The organism is Ruegeria sp. CDSC054, assembly GCF_059610645.1.
The window spans coordinates 1-15,588 of sequence record NZ_JBXWOA010000014.1; the positions used below are offsets into that span (position 1 = coordinate 1).

Sequence of the window (15,588 nt, forward strand, 5' to 3'; positions counted from 1 at the left end):
CTTTTGATTGGTGAGGCTGATAATATCAGGCCTCGTTTGCCCAAGGAGAGCGACCACCGCGATCACACCATGTCATTCGCTGCAGGCGCATGAAATGCAAGCCAAAATAGAAAAGCGGTCACTCGAGATGGATGAATGAGGCCTCAGGAGGCGTCCCGTTCGAATATGGAGCATGCTTTCTTCACACCCCACAGAACACTCAGACGTTTTTATGTTTTGCAGGGGCTCTGCCTCGCCTTCACCGTTCGTGAAAAGAAGTTGGAGCAAGTACGCTCCAAGGCGATCGGCTTCAGTTAGCGTTCAGTGATTTGGACGACAACGATGAGTGTCCGCCCGAAACCAATTCATCTATGAACTTCGAAAACAACTCACCTTGAGATCGGATCTGCAGTTTTGAATAAACATTCCTTCGGTGGATACGCACAGTGCCGGGGGAAATTTCGAGGATGCGCCCCACAGCGTCTGCGGAATGACCTTTGAGCGTGTATTCGACGACCTGGCGTTCTCTTGGTGTCAGGGCACCCTGTCCGAAATTGGTAAAAGCAAGGGCCACGCTTTGATAAAGATCATCATCTGCTACCTCGCCTTCAACAGATCCAAACCGGTTGGCAAGATCGTCCCAGTGTCTTTTGCATGTCGCCTGCACAATGGGCCAAAACTCATTGAGTTGTCGGAAATCCTTGGCTGAAAAAGCCTTTTGCTCTCGCATCACGGAAACAACCACACTGGCGGATTCAGGAAGCCGGATCACAAAGCCCATTTCTTCCGCAAGCCCGGTTCGGGCATAATAGCTGCGATAGTATTCGCCCTGAAAAAACCTGTCCGGTGCCAGATCGCGAATTCGATGCAGTCCGGGAACGAAATCGGTCTCGCAAACAAGATAAAATGGGTCAAGCAAGTATGGGCCTTCCTGATAGTCCTCAACAAAGACCTTGCGCTTATTTTTTGGGAAATCGTCATACAAATCCAAAGGGCGGGCTTGGCCAAAATATCCAAATACAACAGTGTAATCGAACGGGGTGATCTGCCTCAGCGTATCAGACAAGGTTTGTGCAAAGCTCTCTGAGCCGATAGCGTCAATGAGCGTGCCGGTTGCTTCGTACAAAGCTTTCATGATCCTCCTCCGCGCCCTGCTATTCAGATTGATATACTAAAAACATGGTATATACACTGAAACAAGTTTTTCTTACAGTTTTTCCAATATAGATAGTAGTCAACAAATCGGAAAAAGATAGAAATAAATGGAAAACGGGGGATATGTTGGCGAGGTTGAGCCAGCTGGCAAAAAACCGATCGCAGAACTGCTTGGAGTGACAAAGCGCTTTGGCGAAGTGTTGGCCGCCAGTGATTTGAACCTTTCGATTGCCGAGGGCGAGTTCCTTTCCTTTCTAGGCCCGTCCGGATGCGGCAAGACAACAGCTTTGAGGATGCTGGCAGGTTTCGAAACCCCCACCGAAGGGGATGTGTTGCTGGATGGAAAGGTGGTGAACACGCTCGAAGCGCACCACCGTCCGGTGAACATGGTGTTTCAGCAATATGCATTGTTCCCACATATGACCGTGGCGCAAAATATCGGGTACGGGTTACGCCAGATCCGCCCGCGCATACCAAAGGCAGAGATTTCGGAACGGGTGAGCAAAGCCCTTGATGTGGTGCAACTGGCAGGCTTTGAGGATCGCAAGATCTGGGAGATGTCAGGCGGCCAGCAACAGCGCGTGGCCCTGGCCCGCGCTATCATCAATGAGCCCAAACTCCTGTTGCTGGACGAACCCATGGCCGCGCTTGATCGCAAGTTGCGTAAGGAGATGCAGATCGAACTGCAGGATCTGCAACGCCAGTTGGGTATCACCTTTGTACTGGTGACACACGACCAGGAAGAGGCACTATCGATGAGCGATCGCATTTGCATCATGCGGGACGGCAGAATTGTGCAGATCGGTAGCCCGCAAGAGTTGTATGATCGCCCAAATTCTCGCTATGTCGCTGATTTTGTAGGCACGTCCAACTTCTTTAATGGCAAACTTCAGCGTTCGACGGACGGCTTGTCTGAGGTGCTTCTGGACAATGGAATGCGGATACAGGGCATGCCCGGTGATGGTCTTGTCGACGGGCAGGAGGTGTGCGTTAGCGTGCGCCCTGAACAAATGAAACTGCGCCGTCAGGGCAAAGGTCTTGAGGTCGAAGTCCACAACCGAATTTTTCTTGGCGAACACACTGAATACCTGGTGACGCACGAAACCCTTGGTGACTTCCTCGTACTCGCTCCGCGTCAGGCGGACCTTAGCGAAGGTGCTTTTGCCGTCCGCGACAAAGCCCTGGTCTCGTGGGAGACATCGGCGGCGCTCATTCTCGACCGAAATTAACGACGTCCACAACAACCATGCAAAAGGGAGTAAAGAAAATGACAAAGACCATCGACCATATCTCCAAGAAGGAGTTCATGGAGAAGCTGGAAAGCTACCGGAAAGGCTCAATCACGCGGCGCCATTTCCTGAATGTAACCGGCCTTGGTGCGGCAGCGGCTGTGATGGGGGCCTCGGTGCCCGGTTTGCGCCCACAACCTGCATATGCTGGCGATATTGGTGATCGCGTGGTTCTGGCTACATGGCCGAACTATCATGATCTGGCCAACTTTGACGCCTTTACTGAGGCGACCGGCGCACATGTGCAGGTCAACGTCTTTGGCTCGAACGAAGAAATGCTAGCCAAGTTGCAGGCCGGTGCCACCGGTTGGGATGTCTATGTGCCCACCAACTACACGTTTGAAGATTACGTCAAAGAGGATCTGATCGAACCGTTGGATACGTCGATGTTGCCGAACTATGATGCGTCGGCCTTTGATGCGCGCTACGCCGAGGCAGGTTCAGTCAACGGTAAGCTCTATGGTGTTCCCAAGAACTGGGGATCGACCGGCATGGCCGTCAACACTAAGCACAATGGTGGAAATGCGATTTCATCATGGCGAGAGTTCTTTGATATCACCATGGGCAAGTTCTCGGGTCGTACCATCGTGCACGACTATCAGCTGACCACGATTGGCAGCGCCCTGAACGCCTTTGGCTATTCGTTCAATTCGGTTGACGAGAAAGAGCTGGCCGATGCCGAGAAACTGCTGATTGACGTGAAGCCACATCTGTTTGCCATTACGTCGGACTATCAGCCGGGTATGCGTAATGGGGATGCCTGGTTGACCATCTGCTGGTCCGGCGACGGCAAGCAGCTGAACACCGACATACCCGAGATCGCCTATGTGCTTGGCAAAGAGGGCGGCGAAATCTGGAGCGATTACTGGGCGATCCCCAAAAGCTCCGAGCGCAAGGCAGCGGCCTATGCGTTGATCAACTTCATGCTGGATCCGAATGTTAACGTCAAAGAAGTGCTGGCGCACGGCTATCCGACGGCAGATTCCCGAACATATGATCAACTGCCCGAAGAGTTGAAGAATGATCCGATCATCTTCCCGGCTCAGGAGCTTTTGAGCCCACTGGAATTCGGGGCCGCAGTCACTCTGACCGATCCGAACCGCGCCGAGCTGATGGCTCGGTTCAAGTCGGCCTGATCTGAACTAAGGTGAAGACAACATGACGAATAGAACACGCAACTGGTTGTTGTTGGCACCTGCGGGAACTTGGTTCCTCGTGATGCTGATCATTCCGTTAACAGTTGTCTTCATCTTTAGCTTTGGAGAGCGAGCCTCGTCAGGTGGCGTTGAGCTCGCTCTCACTTTGGAACAATACACCAACCTTCCTGCACGCTGGGCAGCGTTCAAAAATACGATGACGTTGGCGCCGTTAGGAACCATGGCGGCGCTGCTTATCGCCTATCCCCTGGCTTACTTTCTCGCTGTCAAAACGACTCCGAGGTGGAAAACCATCCTGTTGGTTCTGGTGATCGTGCCATTCTGGACGTCGATCCTGATCCGCAGTTACGCTTGGATTTTCCTGCTGGGTGGACGCGGGATACCTGCCTTGTTCGAATGGGTCGGAATTGAGGGACTACGCCTAATCAACACGCCGTTTGCGGTGCTGGTTGGGATTATCTATGGGTATCTACCGCTGATGGTGTTCCCAATCTATGTCAGCCTCGACAAACTCGACAAACGCCTGCTCGAGGCGTCGTCTGATCTGGGCGCAAAGCCGTGGAAGACCTTTCTTCAGATCACGCTCCCGCTTTCGGTGCCCGGCATTGCGACTGGTTGCATGCTCGTCTTTATCCTGTTGATGGGCGAATACCTGATCCCGGCTCTGCTGGGCGGTGGCAAAGTGTTCTTTGTTGGCAATGCACTGGTCGACCTGTTCCTGCAGTCACGCAACTGGGCCTATGGGTCGGCGGTTGCTGTCACCCTTGTGGTCGTCATGCTGATTACCGTCACGATCTACATGCGGCTGATTAGCCGCCTCGGCGCAAGCCGTGAAGACGTATCGATTATGTGAGGCTATGCGATGAGACTGTATGCAATCTGCGTTTACCTTTTTCTCTACATTCCTATCGGTGTCATCGCCCTGTTCAGCTTTAACGCCGGTCGACACGCGAGCCAGCTTCAGGGGTTCTCAACCAAATGGTATGGCAAGGCGCTGTCCAATCCGTTCGTGATGGACGCGCTGGAAACCAGCCTGATCGTGGCATTTTGTTCGGCGCTGTTTGCCAGCGTCTTTGGCACCATGGCCGCCGTCGCCCTGCAGGGCATTCGTGGTCCCGTGCGAGCTACCTTTGATCTGCTGATCTATGTTGCGGTGATGATCCCCGGCATTGTAATTGGGATCGCCACTTTGATCGGGCTGGTCACCGTATTTGACCAACTGAACCCGCTGATTGCGGCGATTTGGCCGGACGGGTTCAAGCCGCCAAAGCTGCGCATGGGCATCGGCTCGCTGATCGCCGCCCACACGATGTTCCTGATGGCGCTTGTGGTAATTATCGTACGGGCACGGCTCGCGGGGATGGATCGCGCGCTGACCGAGGCCTCTTCGGATCTCTACGCCACGCCGATGGGAACGTTCCGACAGGTGACATTGCCGATGATCTTTCCGGCCATCCTGGCGGGTTTTTTGCTGAGCTTCACCTTTAGCTTCGACGACTTCATCATCGCGTTCTTTGTGGCGGGCTCAGAAACGACGCTGCCGATCTATGTGTTCTCATCCATCCGACGCGGTGTGACACCTGAAATCAACGCGATTGGAACGATGGTGATGGGCGTGTCTCTGTTACTGCTGATTACCGCCCAGTTGTTGCTGCAACGCGGAGGTAAAAAGTCCCGATGACCCTTGCAGAAAAATCTCTTAAGGCCCGACCTTTTCCGATACTCGGCGGCAAGGTTGTTCTGGTGACAGGCGCCGGATCAGGAATTGGCCGGGCAGGGGCAATGGCCATGGCCCGTCATGGCGCCAAAGTTATTGTGACAGATCTGGACGCCGACAAGGCTGCGCATGTGGTCGAAGACTTACATGGCGAGGGGCTGGTGGCGGCCTCGAGAGGGCTAGATGTCACCGACGATCAGGCAGTCAAAGCCGAGGTCGACAGAGTCGTCAAAGCTTACGGGCGCCTTGATGTCCTGCACTCTCACGCTGGCTATCAGGTTGAAGGCAACCTTGAGCAGGTGCCCGTTGAAGGTTTGGACATGTCCTGGCGATTGAACGTGCGGTCGCATTTTATCGCGGCTCGCGCTGCGGTGGGTCCCATGCGCGAGCAGGGAGGTGGCAGTGTAATCATCACTTCGTCAAACTCGGGTGTGCAATACGACCGCGAAATGATTGCCTATGCCACTACCAAGCATGCAGTGGTCGCCATGACCCGTCAGATGGCCGCAGATTATGCCAAACACAATGTTCGTTTTAACGCCCTGTGTCCGGGTTTTATCGACACGCCGTTTAACGCCGGTTTCGAAGTGCAAATGGGCGGGCGCGAAAAGCTAGAAAACTACGTGTCTGAAACCATTCCGATGGGACGCTGGGGCACGACCGAAGAAATGGCCGATTCAATCCTGTTTCTGGCCTCCGACATGTCCACCTTTATGACGGGCCATGCGCTGGTCATCGATGGCGGAGAATGCATCTGAACTTCTGTACGGAGCACCAATATGACCAATAGCCTCAAGACACCCAATGGCCGCCTCGCGGGAAAAGTTGCCGTGATTACAGGGGGAGCCACTGGAATGGGGCGGGCCACCGCGCTGATGTTTGCCGAAGAAGGTGCCAAGGTCAGCATCTTTGATATCAAGAATGAAGAGGGTCGGAAAACAGTCGACATGATCCGCGACACAGGTGGTGAGGCGGCATTTTTTCATGCTGATGTCACCAAGGACGCCGAGATCAATGCTGCCTTTGACGCTGCCCTTGAAGCCTTTGGACCCTATAATGTCCTGTTCAATCACGCAGGAACCATCATCGTCAAAGCGATGCATGAAACCAGCGAAGAAGAATATGACTGGTTGATGGATGTAAACGTGAAATCGGCCTTTCTGACCTGCCGTCGTGCGGTTCAGGACATGAGCGCAAATGGCGGCGGCTCAATCGTGATTACTTCGTCTATTGCGGCTGAACTGGGCTATGCGTTGGAGTCAGTCTACTGCATGTCAAAAGGCGCGGTTCTTCAACTGGCGCGCACGATCTCAACCGAATATCGCGATGCGGGCATCCGGTGTAACGCGGTCTGCCCTGGGTTTGTTGAAACGGCGCATGGCCTCAAGGAAATAGCAGAGTTGGACGCCGCCGGACAGGAATGGGAAGACTCTGGGATGGCGGCAACGCAGGGACGCATTTGCTATCCAGAGGAAGTGGCCGCGGCGGTGGTTTTTCTTGCATCTGATGAGGCCAGCTTTGTGAACGGCAATGCAACCTATGTTGACAACGGCTGGTACGCAAAAGGTTAAATGCCAAGCGAATAGGACAATCATGACCATCGGACTTTGAGTTGCACGATCACTTTGGCGGCGCAGCGAATGGCTGGATCGGTGGAGCCGCAATGCGGCGAGAACTTTCACGACGAATGACTGCAATGGGCCGGATGCGGCTTCTGGAGCATTTCAGCCGAAGGTCGGGAAAGTCCGCAACTCAGACATCGACGTACCAAAGTTCGCTGCGCTTTGAATGAATGGCCGCTTTTCTTTCTGCGACGCAGCTGGTGACTTCGGCGAATAGTTTGTTGCGCCTGCTTGGTTCAGAGATGGAGCACTTCCGCTTTGGGCTCGAAGCGGTCGTTCGCTGCACTTGGCATGAGCGGCTGATTTTGAGCGCGAAGCAGGCGTTGTTCTTTTTAAACGACGTAGCCGCTTTTTTGTTTTGTCCGCGCTACGCCGCCCGCTCCTTGAAGCTGACAGACTTAGCGATTACATACCAATCGCGGGCGGACAGCCCGCAATTCCCCCAAACATGATAACGCTCGTCTGCCGAGCCTTGCCCGTAAGTCGCGGAAGACCGCCGGGGTATGGACCGCCCGAGACATGCTTGCGACCGGTGCGAATGGTCTGGGTCTAGCGCCGATCCACTGATGAGCCTAAGGCAGGGCGAAACCAACAGCATCCAGAGCGTCACGAAAATTGTGATCACCAACCCCGCCTTGGGGTGGTCGCCGGTGGCAACAGCCAACGGGATGCGCATCAACATGATGAATAGGAGAAATCACATGGAGCAAGATATCCAACTTGAAGCTGCCGCAGCAAGGCACATCGTCTTGATCGCTATGGCCTACTGTGAAGCCCAAACAGCAACGAGCGGCGAGGAAAGCCCGATTGTGCATGACCGGCAGTGGCAGGCCTGCTGTGGTGTCGCTGCGCGTTTCCTGAGCGATCCTGAAGCTATGACACCGCAACTCTGCCACCATGAATGGCGGCTCAGCCAAATGCGGCACAGTCATCCGCAGTTCTGGCCTGCTGCCGCATCTCGCACTTGGGATGAACTCGACCCGATGGACCAGTATGTCGAACGGGCTGGTTTGGCAGCAATGCGTCAGGCACTGGACGAAACTCGGAGGTTCTCGCGGGGTCGCACCGCGGCGCTGCAATGAACGTCGGACGTTGAAAAGCAGCATTATGCTTGATGTGCGCAACAGAACATATACCGACGGACGAGACATAAAACCTCCCAACCTCCCAACCAAACGCCCGACGGGGAAGTTGGGAGGTTTGATTACTTGTCCGCCCATAAAGAACTGGCCGGCCTAGCTCGTTTGGCCTCTTTACAAGCTGTCCCACTTAAATCAGACCGTCTTGAGGATAGCATTTTCGAACCGAGCGCCTTTGCTATTGGGTCCTGGAACGAGACGGGGCTCTACTTGACGCAAGCGTCGCGCGAAACTGTTACGTGCGGGGATGCGGCCTTCTGGAACACCTTCGGCAGCGCACCATTGGCGAAAATCCAGATATAGGTCTGCAACGGTGACGACCTTGTTTGCCCTGATGGATAGTCTTTCTGCCGCCCACGCACGAACTCGGTCCGCATCCCTCATCCACGCCTCCTTGGCGATGCGTGATGTCATGGGATCCGCCATGCGCCGCGTGGTCAAAAGTTCCGCAGCCGCAACCACGACAAGATGTAGTAGAAGATCCGCCTCGTATTCGATTATGCGATCTGCCAATCCCTCGTCGGCCTGCTCTTCAGAATACGCTTTGTCGAAGACCAGAACCTTGAAGCGGCGCTCAACGCCGCTGTCGATCCCCCCGCTAAATGCGGGCAGCTCATTGCAGATGAACACATGCTGCGCCTTGGGACTGAAATAGAACGGTATGCCGTATGGCAGCCGGGCATGACAGATGTCCCCGGTGATGACCTTTTTTAGCGCGTCGCCTGAAAGATCACGATCCGACGTCTCCTCCGCAACGTTCAGCGCGCACCCGCGCAAAACTGAGACGAAGTAGTCTTGTCCCATCTTGGCTGGCGGCACCGACTGAAGTGCATCCGCTGCGATCAATGATGAGATGACCTTGCGCGTGGTACTTTTTCCTGCGCCGCCCGGCCCAATCCAAATAAGGGCCTGCGGGTGTTTCATTTGCGTGCCGATACCAAGTGCCGCTGCGGCGGCTGTCTGCAGGATCAGCTCAATCCGCGCGCTTTTGTCTTGTTCAGCCCTGTCCAAGTCGAACTCAAGGTTTGGAGCCTCGTGCTGCAGCCGCCTCAAAGTCGTTTTAGCTGAGAACAAACCCGTGAGCAGCTTCATCACGTCGCTTCCCAAAAGTCGCTTCTCAGCATCCTGCACTGGCCATACACCACGTACGGCATGCCGAGCCCGGTGCTTGCGAGCATGTGGTTCGAGCCGTGGGACATATTCACCTGTTGCAACGTCTTGTTCGAACAAAACGAACCCGCTTTCACAGGTGATGCCAACAGGCGCACCTTCAAAAAACCCATTGTCATCGCGTTTGGACATGAGAAGCGACTTGACACTCTGCGCCTTACTGGACGTGATCTTGACCTCGCCAATGCCGTTGGACGGCGTAGGGTAAGTGGCACCGTCAAAGCGCGCGATGGCACGCGTAAGCCGATTGTCGTTGAGAGCAGTCCAAAGCTTGCCATCGTAAATCCAAACTGTGCCCTCAGTGATGACAATGCGACCAAAGAGATCTTCTAGGTTTTCCAGCACACGATCGGCAATCTCTTCGTCGCTACCGCGGAGCAGCTGCTCAACGTTGGACCTTCGCTGCCGCGCGTGGATGCGGTCGGCATCATCCACGGCGGCGGCAACAGCCCGACGTCCCATATCCTGGAGCAGATCGTTCAAATCGGCCTTTTCACCAAGGTTTGACGGTACTGTGACGACATGGACCCGTGCATTTGGGTTTTCTGCCGCCAATTCACGCGCGATCTGGCGGCAGTCCTGCGCTTTGTCGCTGTCGGCAATGATCTCAATCCGACCGGCGTTTGCTCCTATCGTTTCGGGGCGGATGGACCCGAGGCACACCCTGATCTCTGCTGGCCCAGCAAACAATCGGGTTAATCCGGTTTCGATACCTTCGGCGATCGCAATTGTGCCTGTACCCAGTTTGTTTTTGATCCGAACTGAACCATCCCCGATGTAGCCTGCGCTCAGTTTGGTCTTCTTGCCGTTCTCGTCGCGTATCGGTTGCCCATTGCGGTTCAGGATTGTGCCCTGCATGCCAACAATATTTCCATCGTCATCCGTAGCCACCGCCACTAGAGCCGGGTTTTTCTTACCACCCGGTTTGCATTGGAAATCTGGAGCATATCGCAAAGCGTCGTGTTCAAGATCGATCCCAACCAATCCACGGATATTGCGCAAGTATTCTTCGCCGGGTGAGCCGGCTAAAGGACGTGTCTTCGCAACCTGCTCCTGCACCCATGCGATCTTAGCAGCCTTTTCATCAGATGCCGCGCCGGAGCGTGCTCTTTCCTCCGCTTCTCGCTGCACGGCTTGTTCATCAGTTTCTTCACGGTTCTCCGAGGCCGCCTGTTCTCCCGGTTCCGATTGCTTCTGCTTCCGCCGTCCTTCAAAAACCTTTTCGCCAGTTACGGCTTCAATCTCGCGTACAGCAGCGTTGAAGTCGGCAAGGCCTCGTACCTTCATTAGCGCATCGGTCAGCGAAACCCCTTTTTCGGGCAGGCACGTGCAAAAAATACGATTAGCGTCTGCATCGTAGCGAAATGAAGGGTTCTTATCTTCATGGTCAGGAAACGGGCAGCGCTGATGCTTTTTTCCAGTTTGTGGTTTGGCACCAATGGCGGCGAGGATTTTGTCCGCGTGTGATTCCTCGACGATGCGGAGACGCTCGGTCAAATTTTTCATTGGTCCCCTCATGACCGCCACCGCTGTGTTTCGGTCCGGTATGCTGCAGATTTTGCCTGCATACTTTGTTCCTTTCCTTGGTCTAGGGAGAGCAACAATCATCACTGGCCCCGTTGCGCTCTCCGTGCGGCGGGGTTTCTCCATTCCTATTCCGCTGCCAGATCGGGCGTGTCGATCTTCACAAGCCGCCAGTCGATACCCGCCGCAATTGCGCGGACATGTTCAGCGCGCCAAAAATGCTGGCGACCAATCTGGATGGGTTCCGGCGCATCGCCGCTGTCCACCATACGCAACCACGTGCTTGGCGATCCGGGGAACATGCCCAACGCACCGCTGTGGGTGGAAAGCTGTTTCAGTGTGACGTTCCCTGTTTTCGGGAAGCTGTCGGGGTGGATAGGCATACGGGCGACACTCATGCGGACGCCTGCGTCTGAGGTTCTTCGCCATTGGCTTTTTCAATTGCAGCCCGTGACCGCTTGAAAAAACCTTTCTCCATCATTTCCTGGCCCAGCTTCTCTGCCTTCTTGGCCTCAAGGCCTTCGTAGCTACGAATGATGTCACGGGGATCGTGATCGCCACCAGCTTCTATCCAATTGGTGATGTCGCTGCCGAGATACCGGATTTGTCCCGTGGGAAGGTTCATGAATTTCGGGCCGAGATGGTACTCGCGCCAGTGGTCCAACAGATAGAACTCGTCGTCGCTGAGACCGAGCAGCGCCGCCAGATACCGCTGATCATAAAGACGGTGTGGAACGGGCACTTCGATGTGATCTGACATTGCTAGCCTCCTACAAAAAGATACTGGCAATTCAGATAATGAAAGCAGGGGGGTAAGAACAAACGTTCTAATTTACCCCCCTGATCAGGTGGGTGAGAACACCCCAAGAATGACGTCTTCAACCGTCATTTGGTTGTGTATTCGAGACACTCTTTCAGTGAGTTTCCGGATCATTTCCTGCGCGGCAAAGTTCAGATTGAGGCGGTAGTTCTGATCACTGATATCTGGAGCTTTCAGCGTGGCTTTATGCCACTTGACTACATCGTCACGATCAATCTGCATTACATTTGCAATCAGAGTTCGCGCTTTTTCCACGTTATAGCCTTGCTGATCGATCAGGTACATGACGCCACCCGCAACGCCGCCTTGAAAACCGATTTCCATCGGGTCTTTCGCAGCATTGCCAGCATTCGCTTTGTGCATTGCAGTTGTGCGATCTCTCAGGTGCTTGTCCAGCGCTGGTGACACTATTTCTTCCTGCTCGCGCAAAACATCCAGAATGTCATGCAAGTCGAGAACGTAGGACCATTCGCCAGATTTCACGCGCTCGTTTAAACGTCCACGCAACCAGTCGAAATCTTTTAATACCGTGTCACTCACAACTTTGCCCCCGCAATCAACGGCACCACGATAGCACCGCCCTCCTGAAGCTGAACCAGAAACTGCGAATAAGCTTCCATCATAACGCGGCGCTGGGCGAGGAACGATGTGCGGTCATATGCGCGGCCATGCTGTTCCTTCGATGCGTGGGATAACTGTGCCTCTGCCAGTTTCTCGTCGAACCCGAGATGCTCGGTCACCAATGTGCGCAGCGTTGCCCGCAGGCCATGTGCGTCGGTCTCTCCATCAAACCCGATCCTGCGGATCATGTTCATTGTGGCCGGTTCAGAAACAGGTCCGTTCTCGCTGGCGAATACGTACTCGCGGTGGCCATTGAGCTTGTACATCTCGTTGAGGATTTTGATCACCGCGTCCGTCAGGGGTATGGCGAGCGTGATACCTGTCTTGGTGACAGGGTTGTTCCAGACCCGCTCGCCCATGTTGATGTCCGCCCATCGCATTTTGCGCACCTCACCGGCCCTCTGACCTGTATGTGCGATAATCTGCACCAGAGGTTTGCCCAAAGTGTGATGCGGCCAAGCGTCCAGCGCCTGCAGAAACAGCGCCAGACGTTCTGGCTCAACGATGGCTGGGTGGTGCTTCTTCGGCTGGGGCTTGAACCTGTCGATCACGTTTGCTCCCGGCACGACAGAGATCAAGCCTTCGGCCTCCGCATAGCCTAGAACTTGCCGCAGGATGCGAATGACCCGGCGTGCAGTCTCATGCGATCCACGATCCGCGATCTTGAGCGCAACGGCCTTGATATCGACTGCCGTGATATCCGCGACCACTACAGCCCCCAACAGAGGGATGGCATCCTTTTCGATCCGGTTGCGGGCGCGGACATAAGTCTTCTCTGCCCAGTGTGGACGCTCCTCTGCCAGCCATGCGCGTGCGACACCGGCGAAGGTGGTGTCCGTCAGACCTGACCGAGCCTGTACCCCTGCGCGCATCTCCGCCACGTCGGGGTTGATATTGGTGTCAAGCAAGTTCCTCTGCGCCTCGACGCGCTGGCGCGCGTCCTTGAGGCCGACAGAGGGATAGGAGCCCAAGCTCATCTCACGCTGCTTACCATCGACCCTATAGCGCCAGACCCATGTCCTGCCGCCTTTCGGGTGAACGATCAGCGTCAGGCCACCGCCATCTGCCAGCTTGATCTTCTTGTAGCCGGGTTTCGCAGCCTTGATTTGTTTGTCTGTAAGTTTGGTCATCTTGCATACTTTCTCACTGGCGAACCCCACACAGACCCCCACAATGGGTATTCTGGCAGAGCCCAAGTTTCCTTGGGGGTGAGAAAGACTGGCACGTCAAAAGCCTTATTTACAAAGCCGTGTGACTGCGAGTGAATTCGAACTGAGGAGAAAAATGGTGGAGCCTAGGGGAGTCGAACCCCTGACCTCTTGCATGCCATGCAAGCGCTCTCCCAACTGAGCTAAGGCCCCATCATGGTACCGCGGCTGCGGTGGGCGGACATTTATGAGACAGCGACAATGAGTGCAAGTCCAAAAATGGACTTTGCGGAAAAGTTTCTGCCTCGCATCCGAGGATCGTCTGAGGCGGCGCAGGGGCCGCCCCGGACAGGTTTTAGCTGTCGTCTTCCGACGGCATGTCGGTGATCTCTTCCAGCGAAACGTCGTCGTTGCTGTCATCATCATCGTCCAACAGATCATCGTCCAGTTCGACGTCGACATTTTCGTCATCGTCCAGAACCAGATCTTCTTCTGAAGCATTTTCGCGTGCTTTTGCCGATGCGGCATCTTCCGCATCTGCCGCGATCATCCGGCTCTTGCCGGTTTCAAGCTCCACGATCTCGCCGGTGTAGGGGCTGACGATCGGGTTCTTATTCAGGTCGTAAAACCGCTTACCGGTCGTCGGGCAAACGCGCTTTACACCCCATTCTTCCTTGGGCATTTCAGATCCCCTTGATATCAGGTGAGTCGTAGTAATGATTCAGGTCACGTGCCACATGCAGCGGGCACTGTCAAAGCCTTTGAGCAGGAGAAACAGGCACATGGGGGATCACGCATTGCCCGGAAAACCGCCGGTGCCGCTAACGCTGCGCAAATCGGCCAGGGCACGGCGTATCAGCCTGCGGATTTCTCAATTGGATGGGCGGGTTACACTAACCTACCCTAAAGGTGTGGCTGAAACCGAGGCGCTGAATTTCGCCAAGGTCAAGGAAGACTGGATCCGTCAGCATCTTGAGGGCCGACCCAACCCATCAGCCGTAGGATTCGGACAATCAATCTCCATAGAAGGCAAAGATAGGCGAATCGTACTGGCAGAGGGCCGACGCGTTCTGCTGCGGGACGCAGAGGTTGCAGTCCCCAAAGGGGCCGAAGCCCGGCGATTGGCACGGTTCCTAAAGGAACTGGCGCGGGATCGCCTGACCGAGGCCTGCGACGATTATGCGGCAATGCTGGGCCGACCTTATTCCAGCCTGACCTTGCGCGATACGCGGTCTCGTTGGGGATCGTGCAGTTCGACTGGTGGTCTGATGTTTTCGTGGCGCCTGATCCTCGCGCCATCGGACATCCTTCATTATGTCGCCGCACATGAGGTTGCGCATCTGGCCGAAATGAACCATTCCCCCGCGTTCTGGGCGCAGGTCGAGCGTCTGTTTGGTGACTGCAAAGCCCAAAGGCGCTGGCTGCGCGACAACGGGGCGCAGCTTCATCAGTACAGATTTGATGGCGCGACGAGTTGACCGCGCGGCAATTTGTGATCACATGGGGTTATGTTAAGCGCTCGCCAAACCGACACCCAACCTGCAGCTCATGATCTGGTCTATCGAGCCCTGCGCTCGCGTATCATGCACGGCGACATAGCGCCCGGGCAGGCGTTGACCCTGCGCGGCATCGGCAAGGAATTTGATGTCTCAATGACGCCTGCGCGTGAAGCGGTGCGGCGGCTGGTGGCCGAAGGGGCGTTGTTTCTGTCTTCTTCGGGTCGGGTGTCCACGCCCGAGCTGACCAATGACCGTATCGAAGAGCTGGCAGCCCTGCGTGCACTGCTAGAAGTCGAGCTGGCCAGCCGTGCATTGCCCCGTGCGCACATGGCGCTGATTGACCGGTTGCAGAGCATCAACATGACCGTCGCGGAAATGGTCACGAAACGGGATGCTGTCGGTTACATCCGATCAAACCTAGAATTCCATCGCACGCTGTATCTGCGCGCTCAGGCTCCGGCGATGCTGGCCATTGTGGAAACCGTGTGGCTTCAGTTGGGGCCGACGATGCGCGCGCTTTACGGGCGGTTGCGGCGGACAGAGCCGCCGCATTATCACAAGCTGATCATCGCCGCGTTGAAGGCGGGGGATGAGCCCGGATTGCGGCTGGCCGTACGTTCAGATGTGACGCAGGGGCTGCGCATGCTGGTCAATTGAGCGGCTTGTCGCCGAAGTGATCGGGTTGCCTTTTCTAGGCACCGCAGAACTAGCTTGCGCACTTGGTCTGCGATACTCTGACCCAAATCAC

Annotated in this window: 17 protein-coding genes and 1 tRNA gene; 10 read left to right on the forward strand and 8 right to left on the reverse strand. The window is 55.3% G+C overall.

Going from position 1 to position 15,588, the window contains the following annotated elements; all coding sequences use genetic code 11:
• Positions 1-289: 289 nt before the first annotated feature.
• Entirely contained in the window at positions 290-1,114 is an 825-nt protein-coding gene (locus AC2FGC_RS19980) for a helix-turn-helix transcriptional regulator (RefSeq protein ID WP_282169971.1), read from the reverse strand.
• A gap of 127 nt (positions 1,115-1,241) precedes the next feature.
• Between AC2FGC_RS19980 and AC2FGC_RS19985 the strand changes: the two genes are divergently transcribed.
• From AC2FGC_RS19985 to AC2FGC_RS20020, 8 genes are all read left to right on the forward strand, one after another.
• Complete coding sequence (locus tag AC2FGC_RS19985; RefSeq protein WP_496783272.1) at positions 1,242-2,363, forward strand: ABC transporter ATP-binding protein; 1,122 nt, start codon at positions 1,242-1,244, stop codon at positions 2,361-2,363.
• Positions 2,364-2,401: 38 nt separating this feature from the next.
• Complete coding sequence (locus AC2FGC_RS19990) at positions 2,402-3,559, forward strand: ABC transporter substrate-binding protein (protein WP_058277121.1); 1,158 nt, start codon at positions 2,402-2,404, stop codon at positions 3,557-3,559.
• A gap of 22 nt (positions 3,560-3,581) precedes the next feature.
• A complete protein-coding gene (locus AC2FGC_RS19995) occupies positions 3,582-4,433 on the forward strand; it encodes an ABC transporter permease (protein ID WP_282169970.1) in 852 nt (283 codons plus the stop codon).
• A 9-nt stretch (positions 4,434-4,442) separates the two neighbouring features.
• Complete coding sequence (locus AC2FGC_RS20000; RefSeq protein ID WP_282169969.1) at positions 4,443-5,261, forward strand: ABC transporter permease; 819 nt, start codon at positions 4,443-4,445, stop codon at positions 5,259-5,261.
• A complete protein-coding gene (locus AC2FGC_RS20005) occupies positions 5,258-6,055 on the forward strand; it encodes an SDR family NAD(P)-dependent oxidoreductase (protein ID WP_058277032.1) in 798 nt (265 codons plus the stop codon). Before AC2FGC_RS20000 ends, AC2FGC_RS20005 begins: the two co-directional genes overlap by 4 nt.
• Before the next feature lie 21 nt (positions 6,056-6,076).
• Positions 6,077-6,868, forward strand: coding sequence for an SDR family NAD(P)-dependent oxidoreductase (locus AC2FGC_RS20010; protein WP_058277033.1), 792 nt, complete (start codon positions 6,077-6,079; stop codon positions 6,866-6,868).
• 221 nt (positions 6,869-7,089) lie between these two features.
• Complete coding sequence (locus tag AC2FGC_RS20015; RefSeq protein ID WP_282169968.1) at positions 7,090-7,371, forward strand: hypothetical protein; 282 nt, start codon at positions 7,090-7,092, stop codon at positions 7,369-7,371.
• A gap of 249 nt (positions 7,372-7,620) precedes the next feature.
• Positions 7,621-8,001 carry a hypothetical protein gene (locus AC2FGC_RS20020; protein WP_282169967.1) on the forward strand — a complete coding sequence of 127 codons (381 nt, stop codon included), beginning with the start codon at positions 7,621-7,623 and terminating at the stop codon, positions 7,999-8,001.
• Between the two features lie 192 nt (positions 8,002-8,193).
• Here the strand turns inward: AC2FGC_RS20020 and AC2FGC_RS20025 are convergent, their stop codons facing one another.
• From AC2FGC_RS20025 to AC2FGC_RS20055, 7 genes are all read right to left on the reverse strand, one after another.
• Positions 8,194-10,734 carry a phage/plasmid primase, P4 family gene (locus AC2FGC_RS20025; RefSeq protein WP_282169966.1) on the reverse strand — a complete coding sequence of 847 codons (2,541 nt, stop codon included), beginning with the start codon at positions 10,732-10,734 and terminating at the stop codon, positions 8,194-8,196.
• 146 nt (positions 10,735-10,880) lie between these two features.
• The gene (locus AC2FGC_RS20030) at positions 10,881-11,150 is read right to left on the reverse strand and encodes a hypothetical protein (RefSeq protein ID WP_170512719.1); all 270 of its coding nucleotides are present in this window, start codon (positions 11,148-11,150) and stop codon (positions 10,881-10,883) included.
• Entirely contained in the window at positions 11,147-11,512 is a 366-nt protein-coding gene (locus AC2FGC_RS20035) for a helix-turn-helix transcriptional regulator (protein ID WP_282169965.1), read from the reverse strand. The genes AC2FGC_RS20030 and AC2FGC_RS20035 overlap by 4 nt, the downstream gene beginning before the upstream one ends.
• Positions 11,513-11,596: 84 nt before the next feature.
• Positions 11,597-12,112: a hypothetical protein gene (locus tag AC2FGC_RS20040; protein ID WP_496707281.1), complete on the reverse strand. Its 516-nt coding sequence runs from the start codon at positions 12,110-12,112 to the stop codon at positions 11,597-11,599.
• Positions 12,109-13,323 carry a tyrosine-type recombinase/integrase gene (locus AC2FGC_RS20045; protein WP_282169963.1) on the reverse strand — a complete coding sequence of 405 codons (1,215 nt, stop codon included), beginning with the start codon at positions 13,321-13,323 and terminating at the stop codon, positions 12,109-12,111. The genes AC2FGC_RS20040 and AC2FGC_RS20045 overlap by 4 nt, the downstream gene beginning before the upstream one ends.
• A 155-nt stretch (positions 13,324-13,478) precedes the next feature.
• Positions 13,479-13,554 (reverse strand) — tRNA-Ala (locus tag AC2FGC_RS20050).
• Positions 13,555-13,696: 142 nt separating this feature from the next.
• Entirely contained in the window at positions 13,697-14,023 is a 327-nt protein-coding gene (locus AC2FGC_RS20055; RefSeq protein ID WP_496726988.1) for a TIGR02300 family protein, read from the reverse strand.
• Between the two features lie 100 nt (positions 14,024-14,123).
• Between AC2FGC_RS20055 and AC2FGC_RS20060 the strand changes: the two genes are divergently transcribed.
• Together AC2FGC_RS20060 and AC2FGC_RS20065 are read left to right on the forward strand one after the other, a co-directional pair.
• The gene (locus tag AC2FGC_RS20060) at positions 14,124-14,819 is read left to right on the forward strand and encodes a M48 family metallopeptidase (RefSeq protein WP_496726989.1); all 696 of its coding nucleotides are present in this window, start codon (positions 14,124-14,126) and stop codon (positions 14,817-14,819) included.
• A gap of 30 nt (positions 14,820-14,849) precedes the next feature.
• Positions 14,850-15,497, forward strand: coding sequence for a GntR family transcriptional regulator (locus tag AC2FGC_RS20065; RefSeq protein WP_496726990.1), 648 nt, complete (start codon positions 14,850-14,852; stop codon positions 15,495-15,497).
• Positions 15,498-15,588 lie beyond the last annotated feature (91 nt).